At 59.0% G+C, this 23448-nt stretch carries 15 protein-coding genes, 2 tRNA genes and 3 rRNA genes; 15 read left to right on the top strand and 5 right to left on the bottom strand.

Going from position 1 to position 23448, the window contains the following annotated elements; genetic code table 11:
- Nucleotides 1-13 precede the first annotated feature (13 nt).
- The 4 genes from PRJ_RS03070 to PRJ_RS03085 all read right to left on the bottom strand — a co-directional run bounded on the left by PRJ_RS03070 (nt 14) and on the right by PRJ_RS03085 (nt 3333).
- Nucleotides 14-700, bottom strand: a complete 687-nt coding sequence (locus PRJ_RS03070) for an SDR family oxidoreductase (protein ID WP_010951863.1) — start codon at nt 698-700, stop codon at nt 14-16.
- A 368-nt stretch (nt 701-1068) separates the two neighbouring features.
- On the bottom strand, nt 1069-1653 hold the full coding sequence (locus tag PRJ_RS03075) for a YigZ family protein (RefSeq protein WP_104960729.1): 585 nt from the start codon (nt 1651-1653) through the stop codon (nt 1069-1071).
- A 9-nt stretch (nt 1654-1662) separates the two neighbouring features.
- Entirely contained in the window at nt 1663-2325 is a 663-nt protein-coding gene (locus PRJ_RS03080; RefSeq protein WP_003255279.1) for a TetR/AcrR family transcriptional regulator, read from the bottom strand.
- Nucleotides 2326-2415: 90 nt separating this feature from the next.
- Entirely contained in the window at nt 2416-3333 is a 918-nt protein-coding gene (locus tag PRJ_RS03085; protein ID WP_014755221.1) for a LysR family transcriptional regulator, read from the bottom strand.
- 118 nt (nt 3334-3451) lie between these two features.
- On the opposite strand from PRJ_RS03085, the gene PRJ_RS03090 reads away from it, so the two are divergent.
- From PRJ_RS03090 to PRJ_RS03145, 10 genes are all read left to right on the top strand, one after another.
- Nucleotides 3452-4798: an aspartate aminotransferase family protein gene (locus PRJ_RS03090; protein ID WP_010951866.1), complete on the top strand. Its 1347-nt coding sequence runs from the start codon at nt 3452-3454 to the stop codon at nt 4796-4798.
- A gap of 73 nt (nt 4799-4871) precedes the next feature.
- The gene (locus PRJ_RS03095; RefSeq protein WP_064493232.1) at nt 4872-6365 is read left to right on the top strand and encodes a CoA-acylating methylmalonate-semialdehyde dehydrogenase; all 1494 of its coding nucleotides are present in this window, start codon (nt 4872-4874) and stop codon (nt 6363-6365) included.
- Between the two features lie 925 nt (nt 6366-7290).
- Nucleotides 7291-8827, top strand: a 16S ribosomal RNA gene (locus tag PRJ_RS03110).
- Between the two features lie 85 nt (nt 8828-8912).
- Nucleotides 8913-8989, top strand: a tRNA-Ile gene (locus PRJ_RS03115).
- A 24-nt stretch (nt 8990-9013) separates the two neighbouring features.
- Nucleotides 9014-9089 (top strand) — tRNA-Ala (locus PRJ_RS03120).
- Nucleotides 9090-9332: 243 nt separating this feature from the next.
- Nucleotides 9333-12225, top strand: a 23S ribosomal RNA gene (locus tag PRJ_RS03125).
- A gap of 131 nt (nt 12226-12356) precedes the next feature.
- Nucleotides 12357-12472 (top strand): 5S ribosomal RNA (gene rrf, locus PRJ_RS03130).
- The 16S, 23S and 5S rRNA genes sit together here with 2 tRNA genes alongside, the layout of an rRNA operon.
- Nucleotides 12473-12732: 260 nt before the next feature.
- A complete protein-coding gene (locus tag PRJ_RS03135; protein WP_020190949.1) occupies nt 12733-13392 on the top strand; it encodes a paraquat-inducible protein A in 660 nt (219 codons plus the stop codon).
- A complete protein-coding gene (locus PRJ_RS03140) occupies nt 13379-14002 on the top strand; it encodes a paraquat-inducible protein A (RefSeq protein WP_014589576.1) in 624 nt (207 codons plus the stop codon). The genes PRJ_RS03135 and PRJ_RS03140 overlap by 14 nt, the downstream gene beginning before the upstream one ends.
- Complete coding sequence (locus PRJ_RS03145; protein ID WP_029615415.1) at nt 13995-16295, top strand: PqiB family protein; 2301 nt, start codon at nt 13995-13997, stop codon at nt 16293-16295. Before PRJ_RS03140 ends, PRJ_RS03145 begins: the two co-directional genes overlap by 8 nt.
- 245 nt (nt 16296-16540) lie before the next feature.
- Here the strand turns inward: PRJ_RS03145 and rpsT are convergent, their stop codons facing one another.
- Nucleotides 16541-16819: a 30S ribosomal protein S20 gene (rpsT, locus tag PRJ_RS03150; protein ID WP_003247625.1), complete on the bottom strand. Its 279-nt coding sequence runs from the start codon at nt 16817-16819 to the stop codon at nt 16541-16543.
- 250 nt (nt 16820-17069) lie between these two features.
- Between rpsT and murJ the strand changes: the two genes are divergently transcribed.
- The 5 genes from murJ to fkpB all read left to right on the top strand — a co-directional run bounded on the left by murJ (nt 17070) and on the right by fkpB (nt 23443).
- A complete protein-coding gene (gene murJ, locus PRJ_RS03155; RefSeq protein ID WP_104960730.1) occupies nt 17070-18608 on the top strand; it encodes a murein biosynthesis integral membrane protein MurJ in 1539 nt (512 codons plus the stop codon).
- Nucleotides 18609-18726: 118 nt separating this feature from the next.
- Entirely contained in the window at nt 18727-19677 is a 951-nt protein-coding gene (gene ribF / locus PRJ_RS03160) for a bifunctional riboflavin kinase/FAD synthetase (RefSeq protein ID WP_010951868.1), read from the top strand.
- Complete coding sequence (gene ileS / locus PRJ_RS03165; protein WP_104960731.1) at nt 19674-22505, top strand: isoleucine--tRNA ligase; 2832 nt, start codon at nt 19674-19676, stop codon at nt 22503-22505. The genes ribF and ileS overlap by 4 nt, the downstream gene beginning before the upstream one ends.
- Entirely contained in the window at nt 22498-23013 is a 516-nt protein-coding gene (lspA, locus tag PRJ_RS03170; RefSeq protein ID WP_003247609.1) for a signal peptidase II, read from the top strand. The genes ileS and lspA overlap by 8 nt, the downstream gene beginning before the upstream one ends.
- Nucleotides 23006-23443 (top strand): FKBP-type peptidyl-prolyl cis-trans isomerase, encoded by a 438-nt coding sequence (gene fkpB, locus PRJ_RS03175; protein ID WP_010951871.1) that lies wholly within the window; start codon nt 23006-23008, stop codon nt 23441-23443. The genes lspA and fkpB overlap by 8 nt, the downstream gene beginning before the upstream one ends.
- Nucleotides 23444-23448: the final 5 nt, after the last annotated feature.

Below are 23448 nucleotides of genomic sequence, written 5' to 3' on the forward strand. Positions count from 1 at the left end.
GCGACCTGGTGAATCACCAGACCAAGGGCTCGCCCTTGTAGTTGATGAAGCGCAGGCCGCCCTTGCCGCTTTGGGCCTTGATCTGTTCGATCATGCCGCGGGTGCTGGTGAGCACATCGATTTCGGCGTTTTCGCCACCCATGTCGGTTTTCACCCAGCCCGGGTGCATGGCCAGCACGCACAGGTCCGGGCGCTGCTGCTCAACGAAGAAGCTGTTGATCATCGAGTTCAGTGCCGCCTTGCTGGCCTTGTACAGGCAGATTTCGCCACCGTCGGGGATAGTGACGCTTCCCAGGATCGAGCTCATGAAGGCCAGCACACCACTGCCTTCGCGTATTTGACCCACCAGGCGGCGAGCCACGCGTATCGGCGCCACGGCGTTGGTCATGAACAGATCGCCAATGTCGCTGTTGTGTACTGCCTCCAGGTCTTGCGGCAGGGGGCCCATGACCCCGGCGTTGACGAATATCAGGTCGAACACCTGGCCTTGCAGGCGTTGCTGCAGGCTGTCGAGCTGAACGGTGTCGTTCATTTCCAGCTGCTCGATGTGCACGCCGGGGACGTTCGCCAGGCCGCCGGGCTGCTGCGGGTTACGGACGGTGGCAGTGATGTGCCAGCCGTCTTCGTGCAGGCGTTGTACCAAACCCAGGCCAAGCCCGCGCGAGGCGCCGATGATGAGGGCAGTTCTTGAATTAGCCATAGGAACATTCCTTTATCGGTGTAGGAGAAAGGAATTGAGCATACGTCACGGCGAATACGCGTGCCTGGTTTGCGTCTGGTTAAAAAATGGTCAGTTTTGTCTGGGCCTTGCGGGGCCGGGCGCTTCGCCCGTTGGCGCACGGGTTATCCACAAGCTGGTCCACAGTTATTGTGTGCAAGGTGAGCAAGAGGGGTGCGGCTTGGATGGGCGGTTCGCTGGGGATAAGTCGCGCACATTCAGCAGTTTACGACTGTCATCAAATAGTGATCAAAATATGATCAAAGCTCTGGGGGCCTCGAAATCACTAGCCTGCAAGAGAGTGCCCCAAGCTTATCCACAGGCAGGCCCACAGTTGTTGTGGGCAATGTTCAGCGTGCTTCGAGCAAAATACGCCCGCGGCTCAGGTCCGCCAGTTGCTGTTGCAATGGCGCCAGGTGGGCGTCACCGAGGGCAATCACCAGGTCCACACCATTGGCGGTGAACTGTTCATCCAGGACCAGGCCGTCAACCTCGGCCAGGCGCAGCTTCACCAGCGCCAGCTCGCTGAAACTGCAACTGCAGCTGAAATGGCTGCGCTGCACCAGCAGGCGCTTGGGCGCCTGTTGCAGGCACTTGTTGGCGCCGCCGCCATAAGCCCTGGCCAGGCCGCCGGTACCCAGCTGGATACCGCCGTACCAACGGATCACCAGCACCACCACCTGATCGCAGTCCTGCGCTTCGATGGCTGCCAGGATCGGCCGCCCTGCGGTGCCGCCGGGTTCGCCGTCGTCACTGCTGCGGTACTGCGCGCCGAGTTTCCAGGCCCAGCAGTTGTGGGTAGCGGCCACGTCGCTGTGACGTTCGATGAAACTCATCGCTTCGGCGGCGCTGCTGATCGGCCCGGCGAGGGTGATGAAGCGGCTTTTGCGGATTTCCTCGCGGTATTCGCAGAGGTCGAGCAGGGTAGAAGGCATAAAGGACAGTCAGGCAGCCGGCTTGATGCCGCAGCCCTTCAGAATGATGTGGATAAGGTTGTTGCTCGCGTCTTCCATGTCCTGCTTGGTCAGGCGGCTGCGGCCAGTCACCTGGCAAATCTGGGTGGCGAAGTCAGCGTAGTGCTGGGTGCTGCCCCAGAGCAGGAAGATCAGGTGTACGGGGTCGACCGGGTCCATCTTGCCTGCTTCGATCCAGGCCTGGAATACCGCAGCACGGCCGCGGAACCATTCGCGGTAGTCGGCACTGAAGTATTCGGTCAGGCAGGTGCCACCGCTGATCACTTCCATGGCGAAAATGCGCGAAGCTTGCGGGTTGCGCCGGGAGAACTCCATCTTGGTGCGGATGTACTGGCTCAGGGCTTCACCGGGGTCGTCATCGACGCTCAAGGCGTTGAAGGTGCTGTCCCACAACTCGATGATGTTGCTGAGCACGGCGATGTACAGGCCCAGCTTGTTGGTGAAGTAGTAATGCAGGTTAGCCTTGGGCAACCCCGCCTTGAGGGCGATGGTGTTCATGCTGGTGCCCTTGAAACCATGGCGGGCGAATTCATCTTCGGCGGCCTGGATAATGGCCTGTTCGTTCTTCTGGCGGATACGGCCCGCGGGCTTGCCCGAGGCGGAGAGGCGATGCGCAGGGACTTCTAGGGTCATGGACGATTCCGTACGGTGCAGTGGCTGCGGCTGTGGGACAAGATTACCTGCCTGTGCCGAAGTGACAAGCGTTTGCGGCACAGACAGGCATCAACGTGTCGCAGCCAGGCTTTCGAGGAAGCTTTCCAACACCAGGTTGGGGCGCCGGCCTTTGCGGGTAACCCAGCTCAGGCTCAGGTCATAAAAACGCTCCTTGGGTTTGAGCGCACGCAAACGGCCTTGCTGCACCCAGAACATGGCGTAGTGGTCGGGCAGGTAGCCGATATAGCGCCCGGTAAGGATGAGAAACGCCATGCCCTCGCGGTCAGAAGCACTGGCTGTGCAATTCAGCGCCTGGTAGTGCGCCTGGATGTCGGCCGGCAGGCGGAAGGTGGGGGTGATGGCTTCCTGGCTGTTGAGGCGCTCGTCGTCTATCTGCTGGTCGTCGGCGTAGAACAGCGGGTGGCCAACCGCGCAGTACAGCAGCGAGCGTTCGCTGTACAACGGTTGATACTCAAGCCCCGATAACGGGCTGGTCTGTGGTACGACGCCAACGTGCAGGCTGCCGTCGAGCACGCCGTGCTCGACCTGGCTGGGGGCGATCATGCGGATCTGGATGCGCACATCAGGGCCCCGATCCTTGAGTTCCGCCAGGGCGTGGGTGATACGCATGTGTGGCAACGTCACCAGGTTGTCGGTCAGGCCGATGTTCAGCTCGCCGCGCAAATGCTGGTGCAGGCCGTTGACCTCGGTGCGGAAGCTTTCCAGCGCGCTGAGCAGTTGCAGGGCTGAATGGTAGACCTCGCGGCCTTCCTCCGTCAGCGAGAAACCGGCGCGGCCGCGCTGACACAGGCGCAGGCCGAGGCGTTGCTCGAGGTCGTTCATCTGCTGGCTGATGGCCGAGCGACCAATGCCCAGTACGTTTTCGGCAGCCGAGAAGCCACCGCACTCGACGACGCTGCGATAGATCTTCAGCAGGCGGATGTCGAAATCGCTGACTTGGGCGAGTGGATCGGGGCGTCGGCTCATTAGTTTAGTCACGGCCTGTCTGAAGGTTAGAAATGTAGGCTTTTTCAGACTCTATCGCCGTGCCAATTTAGCTGCAACAACATCCATCGTTGCCTAATCGTCTTCCGAGGAACCGCCGATGAACATGCCCGAAACTGGTCCTGCCGGTATCGCCAGCCAGCTCAAGCTGGACGCCCACTGGATGCCCTACACCGCCAACCGCAACTTCCAGCGCGATCCACGCCTGATCGTGGCGGCCGAAGGCAACTACCTGGTCGATGACCACGGGCGCAAGATCTTCGACGCCCTGTCTGGCCTGTGGACCTGCGGCGCAGGGCACACTCGCAAGGAAATCGCTGACGCGGTGACCCGTCAACTGAGTACGCTGGACTACTCCCCAGCGTTCCAGTTCGGCCACCCGCTGTCGTTCCAGTTGGCGGAAAAGATCGCCGAGCTGGTTCCGGGCAATCTGAATCACGTCTTCTATACCAACTCCGGTTCCGAGTGCGCCGATACCGCACTGAAGATGGTGCGTGCCTACTGGCGCCTGAAAGGCCAGGCAACCAAGACCAAGATCATCGGCCGTGCCCGTGGTTACCATGGCGTGAACATCGCCGGTACCAGCCTGGGTGGCGTCAACGGTAACCGCAAGATGTTTGGCCAACTGCTGGACGTCGACCACCTGCCTCACACTGTATTGCCGGTGAACGCCTTCTCGAAAGGCTTGCCGGAAGAGGGCGGTATCGCGCTGGCTGACGAAATGCTCAAGCTGATCGAGCTGCACGATGCCTCCAACATCGCAGCAGTCATCGTCGAGCCGCTGGCCGGTTCGGCCGGTGTGCTGCCGCCGCCAAAGGGTTACCTGAAGCGCCTGCGTGAAATCTGCACCCAGCACAACATTCTGCTGATCTTCGACGAAGTGATCACAGGCTTCGGCCGCATGGGGGCGATGACCGGCTCGGAAGCCTTCGGCGTTACCCCGGACCTGATGTGCATCGCCAAGCAGGTGACCAACGGCGCCATCCCGATGGGCGCAGTGATTGCCAGCAGCGAGATCTACCAGACCTTCATGAACCAGCCGACCCCGGAATACGCCGTGGAATTCCCACACGGCTACACCTACTCGGCGCACCCGGTAGCCTGTGCCGCCGGTCTCGCCGCGCTGGACCTGCTGCAGAAGGAAAACCTGGTGCAGTCCGCGGCTGAACTGGCGCCGCATTTCGAGAAGCTGCTGCACGGCGTGAAGGGCACCAAGAATATCGTCGATATCCGCAACTACGGCCTGGCCGGCGCCATCCAGATCGCCGCCCGTGACGGTGATGCCATCGTTCGCCCTTACGAAGCGGCCATGAAGCTGTGGAAAGCGGGCTTCTATGTACGCTTTGGTGGCGACACCCTGCAGTTCGGCCCAACCTTCAATACCAAGCCGCAGGAACTGGATCGCTTGTTCGATGCTGTTGGCGAAACCCTGAACCTGATCGACTGATCTTTCCGATATTGATGCCAGGCGTATGCCCGCAGCGCGCGCCTGGCTCTCCTTTGTTTATCTGGAGTTTTGCATGAGCATTGTTCAGCACCTGATTCACGGCGAACTGGTTACCAAGGGTGAGCGCACCGCCGATGTCTTCAACCCGTCCACTGGCCAGGCCGTTCGCAAGGTCGAACTGGCCAGCCGCGCAACCGTGCAGGAAGCGATCGACTCGGCCAAGGCAGCCTTCCCGGCCTGGCGCAACACCCCTCCGGCCAAGCGCGCCCAGGTGATGTTCCGCTTCAAGCAACTGCTGGAGCAGAACGAAGCCAAGATTTCGCAGATGATCAGCGAAGAGCACGGCAAGACCCTGGAAGACGCCGCCGGCGAACTGAAGCGTGGTATCGAGAACGTCGAGTTTGCGTGTGCAGCCCCAGAAGTGCTGAAGGGGGAGTACAGCCGTAACGTCGGTCCGAACATCGACGCCTGGTCCGACTTCCAGCCGCTGGGCGTGGTTGCCGGTATCACCCCATTCAACTTCCCGGCCATGGTGCCGCTGTGGATGTACCCGCTGGCCATCGCCTGCGGCAACGCTTTCATCCTCAAGCCTTCCGAGCGTGACCCGAGCTCGACCCTGTACATTGCCCAGTTGCTGCTGGAAGCCGGCCTGCCGAAGGGCATTCTCAACGTCGTGCACGGTGACAAGGAAGCGGTGGATGCGCTGATCGAAGCGCCGGAAGTCAAAGCACTGAGCTTCGTGGGTTCGACCCCGATCGCCGAGTACATCTATGCCGAAGGCACCAAGCGTGGCAAGCGTGTACAAGCCCTGGGGGGCGCGAAGAACCACGCGGTGCTGATGCCGGATGCCGACCTGGACAACGCAGTCAGTGCACTGATGGGCGCGGCTTACGGTTCGTGTGGCGAGCGTTGCATGGCCATTTCGGTAGCCGTTTGCGTGGGCGACCAAGTGGCCGATGCCCTGATTGCCAAGCTGGAGCCACAGATCAAGGCGCTGAAGATTGGTGCCGGCACCTCGTGCGGCCTGGACATGGGCCCGCTGGTGACTGCGGCAGCGCGTGACAAGGTCGTGGGTTACATCGATGACGGTGTTGCTGCTGGCGCCAAGCTGGTGGTGGATGGCCGTGGCTTCCGTGTGGCGGGTAATGAAGATGGCTACTTTGTAGGTGGCACCCTGTTCGACAATGTGACCCCAGAGATGCGCATCTATAAAGAGGAGATCTTTGGCCCGGTACTGTGCGTGGTTCGGGTGAATAGCCTGGAGCAGGCCATGCAGCTGATCAACGATCACGAGTATGGCAACGGCACCTGCATCTTTACCCGTGACGGTGAAGCGGCCCGTCTGTTCTGCGACGAGATCGAAGTGGGTATGGTGGGTGTGAACGTACCGCTGCCGGTGCCGGTGGCCTACCACAGCTTTGGTGGCTGGAAGCGTTCGCTGTTTGGTGATCTGCATGCCTATGGCCCGGATGGTGTGCGCTTCTATACCCGTCGCAAGGCCATTACCCAGCGTTGGCCGCAGCGGGCCAGCCATGAAGCGTCGCAGTTTGCATTCCCTAGCCTGTAAGGGAAGTAGATGAAGCGGGGAGGCCGTCAGGCCTCCCCGCTTTGTTTTTGGGGTTGGTTGTTGCTGTTGGGGAGGAACTGGTTTGAGAGGGTGTTGGCTGTGAGATGTGTCCGCCACAACCCCTGCAGCGCCTGTGAGACCGAGCGCCGCCCGCGCGGCGCTTCGCGGGTAAACCCGCTCCTACGTTTGTTTCGGGCCAGTCCCTCCTGTGCCAGGCGCGCGCGACCGCCTTGTTGGTACGACGCGATATCGAGACAGGCACCAAGGCGTTCGCGCGCGAATCCCGCAGGCATAATTGGCCCGAAACAAACGTAGGAGCGGGTTTACCCGCGAAGCGCCGCGCGGGCGGCGCTCGATCTCACAGGCGCTGAAACTGTCGTGGCGAACACTTGGCAGCCCCGATACGGTTTTTCCCCCTTATATTTCACTTTCTTGAAATTAAAGGTTGACGCCCTCTCGAATCCCCTTATAATGCGCCCCACTTCCAGCGACAACGGAACGACAAACTCCTTGAAATTCAATGAGTTAGACAATCCTGAAGGTGCTGTAAGGGCTACGATCAAATGATCGAAAGCGGTTGAGATGATGGTTGACAGCGCTTCCAAGTGCTGTATGATTCGCCTCCCGCTACGAGAGATCGCAGCGAGCCAAGTGTTTGAAGCTAAACGAGTTTCTCGCAAAAAACTTCAAAATAAACGCTTGACAGGATCTGAGGAAAGCGTAGAATGCGCGCCTCGGTTGAGACGAAAAGCTCTTAACCAAACGCTCTTTAACAAATCGAATCAAGCAATTCGTGTGGGTGCTTGTGAGTATGGACTGATAGTCAAAAAGATTATCAGCATCACAAGTGACCATGCGAGAAATCACATAGTCATTTGAGATTGCTGAGCCAAGTTTAGGGTTTCTTAAAAACCCAAGCAGTATTGAACTGAAGAGTTTGATCATGGCTCAGATTGAACGCTGGCGGCAGGCCTAACACATGCAAGTCGAGCGGATGACGGGAGCTTGCTCCTTGATTCAGCGGCGGACGGGTGAGTAATGCCTAGGAATCTGCCTGGTAGTGGGGGACAACGTTTCGAAAGGAACGCTAATACCGCATACGTCCTACGGGAGAAAGCAGGGGACCTTCGGGCCTTGCGCTATCAGATGAGCCTAGGTCGGATTAGCTAGTTGGTGGGGTAATGGCTCACCAAGGCGACGATCCGTAACTGGTCTGAGAGGATGATCAGTCACACTGGAACTGAGACACGGTCCAGACTCCTACGGGAGGCAGCAGTGGGGAATATTGGACAATGGGCGAAAGCCTGATCCAGCCATGCCGCGTGTGTGAAGAAGGTCTTCGGATTGTAAAGCACTTTAAGTTGGGAGGAAGGGCAGTAAGTTAATACCTTGCTGTTTTGACGTTACCGACAGAATAAGCACCGGCTAACTCTGTGCCAGCAGCCGCGGTAATACAGAGGGTGCAAGCGTTAATCGGAATTACTGGGCGTAAAGCGCGCGTAGGTGGTTTGTTAAGTTGGATGTGAAAGCCCCGGGCTCAACCTGGGAACTGCATCCAAAACTGGCAAGCTAGAGTACGGTAGAGGGTGGTGGAATTTCCTGTGTAGCGGTGAAATGCGTAGATATAGGAAGGAACACCAGTGGCGAAGGCGACCACCTGGACTGATACTGACACTGAGGTGCGAAAGCGTGGGGAGCAAACAGGATTAGATACCCTGGTAGTCCACGCCGTAAACGATGTCAACTAGCCGTTGGAATCCTTGAGATTTTAGTGGCGCAGCTAACGCATTAAGTTGACCGCCTGGGGAGTACGGCCGCAAGGTTAAAACTCAAATGAATTGACGGGGGCCCGCACAAGCGGTGGAGCATGTGGTTTAATTCGAAGCAACGCGAAGAACCTTACCAGGCCTTGACATGCAGAGAACTTTCCAGAGATGGATTGGTGCCTTCGGGAACTCTGACACAGGTGCTGCATGGCTGTCGTCAGCTCGTGTCGTGAGATGTTGGGTTAAGTCCCGTAACGAGCGCAACCCTTGTCCTTAGTTACCAGCACGTTATGGTGGGCACTCTAAGGAGACTGCCGGTGACAAACCGGAGGAAGGTGGGGATGACGTCAAGTCATCATGGCCCTTACGGCCTGGGCTACACACGTGCTACAATGGTCGGTACAGAGGGTTGCCAAGCCGCGAGGTGGAGCTAATCTCACAAAACCGATCGTAGTCCGGATCGCAGTCTGCAACTCGACTGCGTGAAGTCGGAATCGCTAGTAATCGCGAATCAGAATGTCGCGGTGAATACGTTCCCGGGCCTTGTACACACCGCCCGTCACACCATGGGAGTGGGTTGCACCAGAAGTAGCTAGTCTAACCTTCGGGAGGACGGTTACCACGGTGTGATTCATGACTGGGGTGAAGTCGTAACAAGGTAGCCGTAGGGGAACCTGCGGCTGGATCACCTCCTTAATCGACGACATCAGCCTGCTGATGAGCTCCCACACGAATTGCTTGATTCATTGTAAAAGACGATGCTGTAACGCGACCCTGTTATAGGTCTGTAGCTCAGTTGGTTAGAGCGCACCCCTGATAAGGGTGAGGTCGGCAGTTCAAATCTGCCCAGACCTACCATTACATGGTTCAGCCGTAGAATACGGGGCCATAGCTCAGCTGGGAGAGCGCCTGCCTTGCACGCAGGAGGTCAGCGGTTCGATCCCGCTTGGCTCCACCACTTTCGCCGTACGCAGTTACTTGTCAGAACTTAGAAATGAACATTCAGCTCGAATGTTGATTTCTGGCTTTTGTCAGATCGTTCTTTAAAAATTCGGATATGTGATAGATATAGACTGAACACCAGTTTCACTGCTGGTGGATCAGGCTAAGGTAAAATTTGTGAGTTCTGCTCGAAAGAGCAACGTACGAATTTTCGGCGAATGTCGTCTTCACAGTATAACCAGATTGCTTGGGGTTATATGGTCAAGTGAAGAAGCGCATACGGTGGATGCCTTGGCAGTCAGAGGCGATGAAAGACGTGGTAGCCTGCGATAAGCTTTGGGGAGTCGGCAAACAGACTGTGATCCAGAGATCTCTGAATGGGGGAACCCAGCCAGCATAAGCTGGTTATCTTGTACTGAATACATAGGTGCAAGAGGCGAACCAGGGGAACTGAAACATCTAAGTACCCTGAGGAAAAGAAATCAACCGAGATTCCCTTAGTAGTGGCGAGCGAACGGGGACCAGCCCTTAAGTTGATTTGAGATTAGTGGAACGCTCTGGAAAGTGCGGCCATAGTGGGTGATAGCCCCGTACACGAAAATCTCTTGTCAATGAAATCGAGTAGGACGGAGCACGAGAAACTTTGTCTGAATATGGGGGGACCATCCTCCAAGGCTAAATACTACTGACTGACCGATAGTGAACCAGTACCGTGAGGGAAAGGCGAAAAGAACCCCGGAGAGGGGAGTGAAATAGAACCTGAAACCGTATGCGTACAAGCAGTGGGAGCCTACTTTGTTAGGTGACTGCGTACCTTTTGTATAATGGGTCAGCGACTTATATTCAGTGGCGAGCTTAACCGAATAGGGGAGGCGTAGCGAAAGCGAGTCTTAATAGGGCGTTTAGTCGCTGGGTATAGACCCGAAACCGGGCGATCTATCCATGGGCAGGTTGAAGGTTAGGTAACACTGACTGGAGGACCGAACCGACTACCGTTGAAAAGTTAGCGGATGACCTGTGGATCGGAGTGAAAGGCTAATCAAGCTCGGAGATAGCTGGTTCTCCTCGAAAGCTATTTAGGTAGCGCCTCATGTATCACTGTAGGGGGTAGAGCACTGTTTCGGCTAGGGGGTCATCCCGACTTACCAAACCGATGCAAACTCCGAATACCTACAAGTGCCGAGCATGGGAGACACACGGCGGGTGCTAACGTCCGTCGTGAAAAGGGAAACAACCCAGACCGTCAGCTAAGGTCCCAAAGTCATGGTTAAGTGGGAAACGATGTGGGAAGGCTTAGACAGCTAGGAGGTTGGCTTAGAAGCAGCCACCCTTTAAAGAAAGCGTAATAGCTCACTAGTCGAGTCGGCCTGCGCGGAAGATGTAACGGGGCTCAAACCATGCACCGAAGCTACGGGTATCATCTTACGATGATGCGGTAGAGGAGCGTTCTGTAAGCCTGTGAAGGTGAGTTGAGAAGCTTGCTGGAGGTATCAGAAGTGCGAATGCTGACATGAGTAACGACAATGCGAGTGAAAAACTCGCACGCCGAAAGACCAAGGTTTCCTGCGCAACGTTAATCGACGCAGGGTTAGTCGGTCCCTAAGGCGAGGCTGAAAAGCGTAGTCGATGGAAAACAGGTTAATATTCCTGTACTTCCAGTTATTGCGATGGAGGGACGGAGAAGGTTAGGCCAGCCTGGCGTTGGTTGTCCAGGTTTAAGGTGGTAGGCTGAAATCTTAGGCAAATCCGGGATTTCAAGGCCGAGAGCTGATGACGAGTTGCCTTTAGGCGACGAAGTGGTTGATACCATGCTTCCAAGAAAAGCTCCTAAGCTTCAGATAACTGGGAACCGTACCCCAAACCGACACAGGTGGTTAGGTAGAGAATACCAAGGCGCTTGAGAGAACTCGGGTGAAGGAACTAGGCAAAATGGCACCGTAACTTCGGGAGAAGGTGCGCCGGCGAGGGTGAAGGACTTGCTCCGTAAGCCCATGCCGGTCGAAGATACCAGGCCGCTGCGACTGTTTATTAAAAACACAGCACTCTGCAAACACGAAAGTGGACGTATAGGGTGTGACGCCTGCCCGGTGCCGGAAGGTTAATTGATGGGGTTAGCGCAAGCGAAGCTCTTGATCGAAGCCCCGGTAAACGGCGGCCGTAACTATAACGGTCCTAAGGTAGCGAAATTCCTTGTCGGGTAAGTTCCGACCTGCACGAATGGCGTAACGATGGCGGCGCTGTCTCCACCCGAGACTCAGTGAAATTGAAATCGCTGTGAAGATGCAGTGTATCCGCGGCTAGACGGAAAGACCCCGTGAACCTTTACTATAGCTTTGCACTGGACTTTGAATTTGCTTGTGTAGGATAGGTGGGAGGCTTTGAAGTGGGGACGCCAGTTCTCATGGAGCCATCCTTGAAATACCACCCTGGCAACTTTGAGGTTCTAACTCAGGTCCGTCATCCGGATCGAGGACAGTGTATGGTGGGTAGTTTGACTGGGGCGGTCTCCTCCCAAAGAGTAACGGAGGAGTACGAAGGTGCGCTCAGACCGGTCGGAAATCGGTCGTAGAGTATAAAGGCAAAAGCGCGCTTGACTGCGAGACAAACACGTCGAGCAGGTACGAAAGTAGGTCTTAGTGATCCGGTGGTTCTGTATGGAAGGGCCATCGCTCAACGGATAAAAGGTACTCCGGGGATAACAGGCTGATACCGCCCAAGAGTTCATATCGACGGCGGTGTTTGGCACCTCGATGTCGGCTCATCACATCCTGGGGCTGAAGCCGGTCCCAAGGGTATGGCTGTTCGCCATTTAAAGTGGTACGCGAGCTGGGTTTAGAACGTCGTGAGACAGTTCGGTCCCTATCTGCCGTGGACGTTTGAGATTTGAGAGGGGCTGCTCCTAGTACGAGAGGACCGGAGTGGACGAACCTCTGGTGTTCCGGTTGTCACGCCAGTGGCATTGCCGGGTAGCTATGTTCGGAAGAGATAACCGCTGAAAGCATCTAAGCGGGAAACTTGCCTCAAGATGAGATCTCACTGGGATCTTGAATCCCCTAAAGGGCCGTCGAAGACTACGACGTTGATAGGTTGGGTGTGTAAGCGCTGTGAGGCGTTGAGCTAACCAATACTAATTGCCCGTGAGGCTTGACCATATAACACCCAAGCAATTTGCTGACGCAGATTGCGGTGGTGAAGACGAAAGACCCGAAAATTCGTAAGACCACAAATATCGCATATCCGGATTCGCTGGGCTGTCCATCTGGACATTCTGGCAACAGAATTTCTTGACGACCATAGAGCATTGGAACCACCTGATCCCATCCCGAACTCAGTAGTGAAACGATGCATCGCCGATGGTAGTGTGGGGTTTCCCCATGTGAGAGTAGGTCATCGTCAAGATTCATTTCGCAAAACCCCTATCTGCGCATGCAGGTAGGGGTTTTGTCTTTGTGGGCAAAAAAGCCTGGGCTTGCTTGAATCCCTGTGGGAGCGGAGATGGCACCGGCGTTGCCGGTGTTCGCGGGTAAACCCGCGCCTACAAGGGAAGGGTGCAACGCCAGGCAGGGGCGCCCCCCGCACACCCTTCAGGACAACGTCGCCTCCCATAATTCGAGTCAGAACACTAGAATAGCCCCCACGCACCTATACAGAAGCGCTCTATGTCCAATTCTGTCGAACCTGAAACCCTGGCCCAGCTGCCGTTGGACGAGCTTGTCGCCTGCCATGAATGCGACCTGCTGCTGCGCAAGCCCGTGCTGCAGCATGATGAGAAAGCCCAATGCCCGCGCTGCGGCTACGAGCTCTATGCCCACCGGCACAATGTGGTCAATCGCAGCCTGGCCTTGGTGCTGACGGCCCTTTTGCTGTTCGTGCCGGCCAATTTCCTGCCGATCATGCAGTTGCACCTGCTTGGCCAGACTTCGGACGATACGGTCTGGAGTGGCGTGCTAGGCCTGTACAACTCGGGAATGCGCGGTGTTGCCGTAGTGGTACTGCTCTGTAGCATGGTCATTCCGCTGGCGAAGCTGCTCTGTCAGCTGGCCGTGCTGTTGAGCATCCGCTTGAACTTCGGGCGTGACTACGGCCTGGTCTTCTACCGCATCTATCACCACCTGCGTGACTGGGGCATGCTCGAGGTCTATTTCATGGGGGTGCTGGTGGCCATCGTCAAACTGGTGGACCTGGCCGAACTGACCGTGGGCCTTGGGCTGTTCTGTTTCATCAGTCTGTTATTGATTCAGGTGTGGCTCGAAGTGGTGATGTCGCCCCACCAGATCTGGAGTGCGCTATCGGGGGAGGACCTGCATGCGGGCGATTGACGCAGGCATTGTTGTCTGCAATGAGTGTCACGAGCTGAACAGGCAAGAGCCAGACAGCACTTCGCAAACCTGCACACGTTGCGGCGCTATCGTGCATGCACGCCGGCCGAACAGTATCGTGCGCACCTGGGCGTTGCTGATTGCGGCGTCGATCCTCTACATCCCGGCCAACATACTGCCGATCATGACCGTGAGTACCCTCGGTCAGGGTAGCCCGGACACCATCATGTCCGGTGTCATCACCCTGCTCAAGCACGGCATGGTGCCCATTGCGGCTGTGGTGTTCATTGCCAGTATCCTGGTCCCCACGTTCAAGCTGGTGGGTATCGGCTTGCTGTTGTACTCCGTTCAGCGGCGGCAGCCGCTTTCGGCCCGGCAGCGGATATTGATGTACCGCTTCATCGAATTCATTGGGCGCTGGTCCATGCTGGATATCTTCGTCATTGCCATCCTGGTGGCAGTGGTGAATTTTGGCCGAATAGCCAGTGTCGAAGCCAACCTGGGCGCTGTCGCCTTCGCAACTGTGGTGATCCTGACAATGCTTGCCGCTTTAACTTTCGATCCCCGACTGATTTGGGATAACACGGAGTCGGATGACGACCATGAGTGACCTGCCAACGGCTAAAACCCGCCCAGCCTCGAACTGGTCGGCCATCTGGATCCTGCCTTTGATTGCGCTGATGATCGGTGGCTGGCTCGCGTGGCAGGCCTACCGCGACGCTGGCGTGGAAATTGAAGTCCGCTTCGAGTCGGGAGAGGGTATCGTCGCCAACAAGACCGAGGTCATCTACAAAGGCATGCCGGTTGGCAAGGTGAAAAGCCTGGTGCTCGACGCCAAGGGCGACACGCAGGGGGTGATCGCTACCATCGAGATGAACAAGGCTGCCGAGCCCCATCTAACCAAAGGCACGCGTTTCTGGCTGGTGAAGCCGAGTGTCAGCCTGGCCGGTATATCTGGCCTTGAAACACTGGTGTCGGGTAACTACATCGCCGTTAGCCCGGGAGAGGGGGAACGTACCAAACGCTTTGTGGCATTGAAGGTGGCGCCACCGCTCTCGGATTCTGAACCAGGCCTGCACCTGACCCTCAAGGCCGACAGGCTGGGCTCGCTCAACCGTGACAGCCCGGTGTTCTACAAACAGATTCAGGTAGGCCGGGTGAAAAGCTACCGCCTGTCCGAGGACCAGAGCACCGTAGAGGTGAAAGTCTTCATCGAGCCGGCCTACGCCAGCCTGGTGCGCAAGCACACGCGTTTCTGGAACGCCAGCGGTGTCAGCATCGATGCTTCGCTTTCGGGTGTGAAGGTGCGCAGTGAGTCGTTGTCGAGCATTGTGGCGGGTGGTATCGCCTTCGCCACGCCGGAGTACCGCAAGGACAGCCCTCCCACCGATCCGAGCCTGCCGTTCCGTCTGTACGAGGACTTCGATGCCGCCCAGGCGGGTATCCGGGTAAAAGTGAAGCTGAGCGATTATGAAGGCCTGCAGGCGGGTCGCACGCCGGTCATGTACAAGGGCATCCAGGTGGGCTCGCTGAAAGCACTGAAGATGGAAGACAACCTGGCCAGCGCTTCGGCCGAGCTGACACTCGACCCACTGACCGAGGACTACCTGGTAGACGGGACACAGTTCTGGGTAGTCAAACCGTCGATTTCCCTGGCGGGAATCACTGGCCTGGAAGCCTTGGTCAAAGGTAACTACATCGCCATTCGTCCTGGTGAGAAGGGCGCACGGCCAGAGCGTGAGTTCGAGGCGCGTGCCAAGGCGCCGCCGCTCGACCTCAAAGCGCCGGGCCTGCACATGGTGTTGTTCGCCGACACCTTGGGTTCGCTGGAAATCGGCAGCCCGGTGACGTACCGCCAGGTGAAGGTGGGTAGCGTGCAGAGCTATCAGTTCGCCCGTAACAGCAACCGCATCCTGATCGGTGTGCATATCGAGAAGGAGTACGAGAAGCTGGTCAATGGTTCGTCGCGCTTCTGGAACGTCAGTGGGATCACCCTGACCGGCGGCCTGTCGGGCATCAAGATCAAGAGTGAGTCGCTGCAAACACTGATGGCCGGCGGTATTGCGTTCGATACACCACGGCCCGATGTACCGCTGAAACGGCACATTCCACGCTTCCGCCTGCATGACAGCCAGGAAGCGGTGAACCGTGCGGGTACGTTGATCACCATCCGTGTAGAGCGTGCCGATGGCCTGAAGCCGGGTACGGCCATCCGCTTCCGCGGCCTGGATGTGGGCAGCATCGAGAGCGTCGACCTCACCGATGACCTGCAGGCGGTGCTGCTACGGGCGCGCATTACCGAATCGGCGGATCGCATTGCCCGTGCCGGTACGCAGTTCTGGGTGGTCAAGCCAGCCCTTGGCTTGGTGCGCACTGAAAACCTGGACACCTTGATAGGTGGGCAGTACCTGGAAGTGCAGCCAGCAGCCAAGAACCGTGGGCCACAGCGCGATTTCATCGCCCTGGCCGAGGCACCGGAGGTAGCTGGGCCAGAGGTCGGCCTGCCATTGACGCTCAGTGCACCGCGTCGCGGCTCGATCAAGCCGGGTGTGCCGGTTACCTATCGTGAGGTTACGGTGGGCAAGGTGACAGGCTTCGAGCTGGGCCAGAGCGCTGACCGCGTGCTGATTCATATCCTCATCGAGCCGCGCTATGCCGCCTTGGTGCGCAGCGGTAGCCGCTTCTGGAACAGCAGTGGTTTCGGTTTCGACTGGGGTCTGTTCAAGGGCGCTACAGTGCGTACCGAGTCGGTGGAAACCCTGATCGATGGCGGTATCGCCTTCGCAACGCCAGATGGCGAGCAGATGGGTAACCCGGCACGGCCGCAGCAGACCTTTGCCTTGTTCGAAAAGGCCGAGGATGAATGGCTGCAGTGGGCACCGAAGATTCAGATCGCCAAGTGATGTAAAAGTAGGGCCGCCAAGCGCGGCCCTGCTTTTTTGTGGGAGCGGCCTTGCGTCGCGAAAGGGGCGCGTAGCGGCCCCTCGGTCTCAGCGCAGAAGCTGAGATTGCCGGGGCTGCCCCGCAGCCCTTTCGCGACACAAGGCCGCTCCCACAGATCGAGTCCCACATGGAACTGGGCCCGCAAGCATAAATCGCAGGCAACAAAAAACCGACCCTAGGGTCGGTTTTTCGACTAGCGCGTCGCTTAGGCAGCGGCAGCTTCTTTCAGCGCCTTGATGTGGCCATTCAGACGGCCTTTGTGACGAGCAGCCTTGTTCTTGTGGATGATACCCTTGTCGGCCATACGGTCGATTACAGGTACAGCCAGAACGTAAGCGGCTTGCGCTTTTTCGGCGTCTTTTGCGTCGATGGCTTTAACTACATTCTTGATGTAGGTGCGGACCATGGAACGCAGGCTGGCGTTGTGGCTGCGACGCTTCTCAGCCTGTTTTGCACGTTTCTTGGCGGAAGGTGTGTTGGCCACCGTCGAGCTCCTCGAAAGACTTTAGGTAAATAGCAAACAAAATAGGCCGCGAATCATGCCGATCAGTCGAGCGGATGTCAAGGCCACCTGCAAGGTTCCGCCGAGCGGTGCGCCAACAAGCGGGAAAGATTCCTTTCTGCTGCGCGACCTGTACACTCGGGAATTTTTGGCTCCCCTGCGAAGGCGCGGGAGTATCGCACATTCGGACGCTGTCTGGCAGCGTCCTCTGTCATTGGCGTGAATCTTTTCGATGAACCTGCTCAAATCCCTGGCTGCAGTAAGCTCGATCACCATGATTTCGCGGGTGCTGGGCTTTGTTCGCGACACCATCCTGGCCCGCATCTTTGGTGCTGGTGTCGCTACCGATGCCTTCTTCATCGCGTTCAAACTGCCCAACCTGTTGCGGCGCATCTTCGCCGAAGGCGCATTCTCCCAGGCCTTCGTGCCGATTCTGGCCGAGTACAAGACCCAGCAAGGCGAGGAGGCGACGCGCACCTTCATTGCCTATGTCAGCGGCCTTCTGACCCTGGTGCTGGCCCTGGTGACCGCCATCGGCATCCTCGCTGCACCGTGGGTGGTGTGGGCGACTGCCCCGGGTTTTGTCGACAGCACCGAAAAATACGCGCTGACCACCGACCTGTTGCGGGTGACGTTTCCTTATATATTCCTGATCTCGCTGTCTTCCCTGGCCGGAGCGATCCTCAATACCTGGAACCGCTTTTCGGTGCCGGCCTTCACGCCCACCTTGCTGAACGTGGCGATGATTGCCTTCGCCGTGTTGCTGACGCCGTACTTCAACCCGCCAATCATGGCGTTGGCCTGGGGCGTGCTGGCGGGTGGCCTGGCGCAGTTGCTGTACCAGCTGCCAGCGCTGAAGAAGATCGGCATGCTCGTGCTGCCGCGCCTGAACCTCAAGGACGCGGGTGTGTGGCGGGTACTGAAACAGATGCTGCCGGCGATCCTGGGGGTGTCGGTGAGCCAGATCTCGCTGATCATCAACACCATCTTCGCTTCCTTCCTGGTGGCCGGCTCGGTGTCGTGGATGTACTACGCCGACCGCCTCATGGAGCTGCCTTCCGGTGTGTTGGGCGTTGCCTTGGGCACCATCCTGCTGCCGACCCTGGCCAAGACCTACGCCAACAAGGACCGCGAGGAGTACTCACGGATTCTCGACTGGGGCCTGCGCCTGTGCTTCCTGCTGGTACTGCCCTGCACCCTGGCGTTGGCCATTCTTGCCGAACCGCTGACCGTTGCGCTGTTTCAATATGGCAAGTTCAGCGCGTTTGATGCGGCCATGACCCAGCGAGCGTTGATCGCCTATTCCGTGGGCTTGCTGGCGATCATTCTGATCAAGGTACTGGCACCTGGCTTCTACGCGCAGCAGAATATCCGCACGCCGGTGAAGATCGCAGTCTTCACCCTGGTCTGCACCCAGCTGTTCAACCTTGCCCTGGTCGGCCCGCTTGCACATGCCGGCCTGGCATTGGCGATCAGCCTCGGTGCCTGCCTGAACGCCGGTTTGCTGTTCTGGAAGCTGCGCAGTCAGCAGCTGTTCGAGCCTCAGCCTGGCTGGGCAGTGTTCCTGCTCAAGCTTGTGTTGGCGGTGGCGCTGATGTCGGCAGTACTGCTGGCGGGCATGCACTATATGCCGGCCTGGGAACAGGGCATCATGCTTGAGCGCTTCCTGCGGCTTGGGGCGCTGATCCTGGCGGGCGTCGTGACGTATTTTGGCTGCCTGTACCTGTGTGGCTTCCGGCCCCGGCATTTCGCTCGCAAGGCCTTGCACTGAGGCTTTTGGCGGGTCAGGCGTCGGTTTTTCGCATTCCACGCCGCCCTTGGGCGCTGCTGCCTGTCACCAGCGCCCGGGTGTGGTTATAATCGGCCACTTTATGAGCAAGAAGCGCGTTATGCAGCTGGTTCGAGGTCTTCACAACCTGCGCCCCGAGCACCGGGGCTGTGTCGCCACCATTGGCAACTTCGACGGGGTTCACCGCGGCCACCAGGCAATCCTGGCGCGCCTGCGCGAGCGCGGTCAGGCCTTGGGCCTGCCGACCTGCGTGGTGATCTTCGAACCGCAACCACGCGAGTACTTCGCACCCGATACCGCGCCAGCGCGCCTGGCCCGGCTGCGCGACAAGATCGAGCTGCTGGCGACCGAAGGCATCGACCGGGTGCTGTGCCTGGCGTTCAACCAGCGTCTGAGCAAGCTCAGTGCCGATGCCTTCGTCAAGGCCATCCTGGTCGACGGCCTGGGCGTGCGTCATCTCGAAGTGGGCGATGACTTCCGCTTCGGCTGCGACCGCGCTGGCGACTTCGCTTTCCTGGTCGAGGCCGGCAACGCGTACGGCTTTACCGTCGAGGCCGCCAACACGGTCATCCAGGATGGCCTGCGGGTCAGCAGCACCGAAGTGCGCAAGGCCTTGTCCGAGGGCGACTTCGAACTGGCCGAACACCTGCTGGGCCGCCCGTACCGCATTACAGGCCGCGTGCTGCACGGCCAGAAGCTGGCCCGCCAGCTCGGCACACCAACCGCCAACATCCAGCTCAAGCGCCGCCGCGTGCCGCTGTCCGGGGTATACCTGGCCAGCATCGTGATCGACGGCAAAGCTTGGCCGGGTGTCGGCAATATCGGCGTGCGCCCCACCGTTGCCGGTGATGGGCGCCCGCACCTGGAGATTCATCTTCTGGACTTTGCCGGCGATCTTTACGGCCGGCGCCTGACGGTGGAGTTCCACCACAAGCTGCGTGAAGAGCAGCGATTCGCCTCCCTGGAGGCGCTGAAGTCGGCGATCGATGCGGATATCGCCGCCGCACGTGCACATTGGCACGCTCAACCGCTAACGAAGAGCCTGAAATGACCGACTACAAAGCCACGCTTAACCTTCCGGACACCGCCTTCCCCATGAAGGCCGGCCTGCCTCAGCGCGAACCGCAGATCCTGCAGCGCTGGGACAGCATTGGCCTGTACCAGAAGCTGCGCGAAATTGGCAAGGATCGTCCCAAGTTCGTCCTGCACGACGGCCCGCCCTATGCCAACGGCAAGATTCACATCGGTCATGCGCTGAACAAGATCCTCAAGGACATGATCGTCCGTTCCAAGACCCTGGCCGGCTTCGATGCGCCGTACGTGCCAGGTTGGGACTGCCACGGCCTGCCGATCGAGCACAAGGTCGAGGTTACCCACGGCAAGCACCTTTCCGCCGACCGTACCCGCGAGCTGTGCCGCGAGTACGCTGCCGAGCAGATCGAAGGGCAGAAGACCGAGTTCATCCGCCTGGGCGTGCTGGGTGACTGGGACAACCCATACAAGACCATGAACTTCGCCAACGAGGCCGGTGAAATCCGCGCCCTGGCCGAGATGGTCAAGCAAGGCTTCGTGTTCAAGGGCCTGAAGCCGGTGAACTGGTGCTTTGATTGCGGTTCGGCGCTGGCTGAAGCGGAAGTCGAGTACGCCGACAAGAAGTCGCAGACCATCGACGTGGCCTTCCCGGTTGCCGATGAAGCCAAGCTGGCCGCCGCTTTCGGCCTGGCCTCGCTGGCCAAGCCGGCCGCCATCGTGATCTGGACCACCACCCCGTGGACCATCCCGGCCAACCAGGCCCTGAACATCCACCCGGAATTCAAGTACGCCCTGGTCGACACCGGCGAGCGCCTGCTGGTGCTGGCTGAAGAGCTGGTCGAGTCGTGCCTGAAGCGCTACAACCTGGAAGGTTCGGTCGTTGCCACCACCCAAGGTTCGGCGCTGGAGCTGATCAACTTCCGCCATCCGTTCTACGATCGCCTGTCGCCAATCTACCTGGCCGACTACGTCGAGCTGGGCGCCGGTACCGGCGTGGTGCATTCCTCGCCAGCCTACGGTGAAGACGACTTCGTCACCTGCAAGCGCTACGGCATGGTCAACGACGACATCCTTACCCCGGTGCAGAGCAACGGCGTGTATGTCGACTCGCTGCCATTCTTCGGCGGCCAGTTCATCTGGAAGGCCAACCCGGCCATCGTCGAGAAGCTGAGCGAAGTCGGTGCGCTGATGCACACCGAAACCATCAGCCACAGCTACATGCACTGCTGGCGCCACAAGACCCCGCTGATCTACCGCGCCACCGCGCAGTGGTTCGTGGGCATGGACAAGCAGCCGAGCACCGGCGAGCCGCTGCGTGAGCGTGCGCTGAAAGCCATCGAAGACACCAAGTTCGTCCCGGCCTGGGGCCAGGCGCGCCTGCACGCGATGATCGCCAACCGCCCGGACTGGTGCATCTCGCGTCAGCGCAACTGGGGTGTGCCGATCCCGTTCTTCCTGCACAAGCAGACCGGCGAGCTGCATCCGCGCACTGTCGAACTGATGGAAGAAGTGGCCAAGCGTGTCGAGCAGCAAGGCATCGAGGCCTGGTTCAAGCTGGACGCCGCCGAACTGCTGGGCGCTGAAGCCGACCAGTACGACAAGATCGCCGACACCCTCGACGTGTGGTTCGACTCGGGCACCACTCACTGGCACGTACTGCGTGGCTCGCACGACATCGGCCACGCCACCGGCCCGCGCGCCGATCTGTACCTGGAAGGTTCCGACCAGCACCGCGGCTGGTTCCACTCGTCCTTGCTGACCGGTTGCGCCATCGATAACCATGCGCCATACCGCGAGTTGTTGACCCACGGCTTCACCGTGGACGAGAACGGCCGCAAGATGTCCAAGTCGCTGGGCAACACCATCGAGCCGGAGAAGGTCAACAACACCCTGGGTGCCGATATCCTGCGCCTGTGGGTTTCGGCCACCGACTATTCCGGTGAAATGGCCGTTTCCGAGCAGATCCTGCAGCGCAGTGCCGACGCCTACCGGCGTATCCGCAATACCGCCCGCTTCCTGCTGTCCAACCTGTCCGGCTTCGACCCGGCCCGCGACCTGCTGGCACCGGAAGACATGCTGGCGCTGGACCGCTGGGCCGTGGACCGTACCCTGCTGCTGCAACGCGAACTGGAAGAGCACTACAGCGAGTACCGTTTCTGGAACGTCTACTCCAAAGTGCACAACTTCTGCGTACAGGAGCTGGGCGGCTTCTATCTCGACATCATCAAGGACCGCCAGTACACCACCGGCGCCAACAGTGTCGCCCGCCGTTCCTGCCAGACTGCGCTGTACCACATCAGCGAGGCGCTGGTGCGCTGGATCGCGCCGATCCTGGCATTCACCGCCGACGAAATCTGGCAGTACCTGCCGGGCGAGCGCAACGAGTCGGTAATGCTCAACGGCTGGTACCAAGGCCTGAGCGAGCTGCCGGAAGGCACCGAGTTGGACCGCGCCTACTGGGACCGCGTGATGGCAGTGAAGGCATCGGTCAACAAGGAGCTGGAAAACCAGCGCACCGCCAAGGTCATCGGCGGCAACCTGCAAGCCGAAGTGACCCTGTACGCCGACGAAGGCCTGAGTGCCGACCTGGGCAAGCTGGGCGACGAGTTGCGCTTCGTGCTGATCACCTCGGCCGCCAGCGTGGTGCCGTTCGCACAGGCGCCGGCCGAAGCGGTAGCCACCGAAGTCGAAGGCCTCAAGCTGCAAGTGGTCAAGTCCGGCCACACCAAGTGCGGCCGTTGCTGGCACTTCCGCGCCGACGTCGGCAGCCATCCGGAGCACCCGGAAATCTGCGGCCGTTGCGTCGACAACCTGACAGGCTCGGGTGAGGTGCGCCACTATGCCTAACCCTGCAGCGGGGCGCTTCGGGCGCCTTGCATGGCTGTGGCTGAGCTTGCTGGTCCTGGTCATCGACCAGGCCACCAAGCTGTACTTCAACAACGCCCTGACCATGTACCAGCAGATCGTGGTCATTCCTGACTACTTCAGCTGGACCCTGGCCTACAACACCGGTGCCGCGTTCAGCTTCCTGGCTGACGGAGCGGGTTGGCAGCGCTGGTTGTTCGCCCTGATCGCCGTGGTGGTCAGCGCGGTACTGGTCGTCTGGCTCAAGCGCCTGGGGCGCAACGAGACTTGGCTGGCCGTGGCGCTGGCGCTGGTGCTGGGTGGGGCGATTGGCAACCTGTACGACCGCATCGTGCTGGGCCACGTAGTCGACTTCATCCTGGTGCACTGGCAGAACCGCCATTACTTCCCGGCCTTCAACGTGGCCGACAGCGCCATCACCGTTGGTGCGGTGATGCTGGCGCTGGATATGTTCAAGAGCAAGAAGTCCGAGGATCCGGTCCATGACTGACACCCGTATCGGCCAGAACACCGAAGTCACCCTGCACTTCGCGCTGCACCTGGAAAACGGCGACACCGTCGACAGCACGTTCGATAAGGCCCCGGCTACTTTCAAAGTAGGTGATGGCAACCTGCTGCCGGGCTTTGAAAACGCCCTGTTCGGCTTCAAGGCCGGTGACAAGCGCACCGTGGCAGTGGCCCCGGAGAACGCCTTCGGCCAGCCTAACCCGCAGAACGTGCAGGTCATGCCGAGGTCCAACTTCGAAGGCATGGAGTTGTCCGAAGGGCTGCTGATCATCTTCAACGACGCCGCCAACACCGAGCTGCCGGGTGTGGTCAAAGCGTTCGATGACGACCAGGTCACCATCGACTTCAATCACCCACTGGCTGGCAAGACCCTGACCTTCGAGGTGGAGATCCTCGAGGTGAAGGCCCTGTAAGCCTG

Origin of the sequence: Pseudomonas sp. XWY-1 (genome assembly GCF_002953115.1) — a bacterium.
GTDB classification, from domain to species: Bacteria; Pseudomonadota; Gammaproteobacteria; order Pseudomonadales; family Pseudomonadaceae; genus Aquipseudomonas; species Aquipseudomonas alloputida.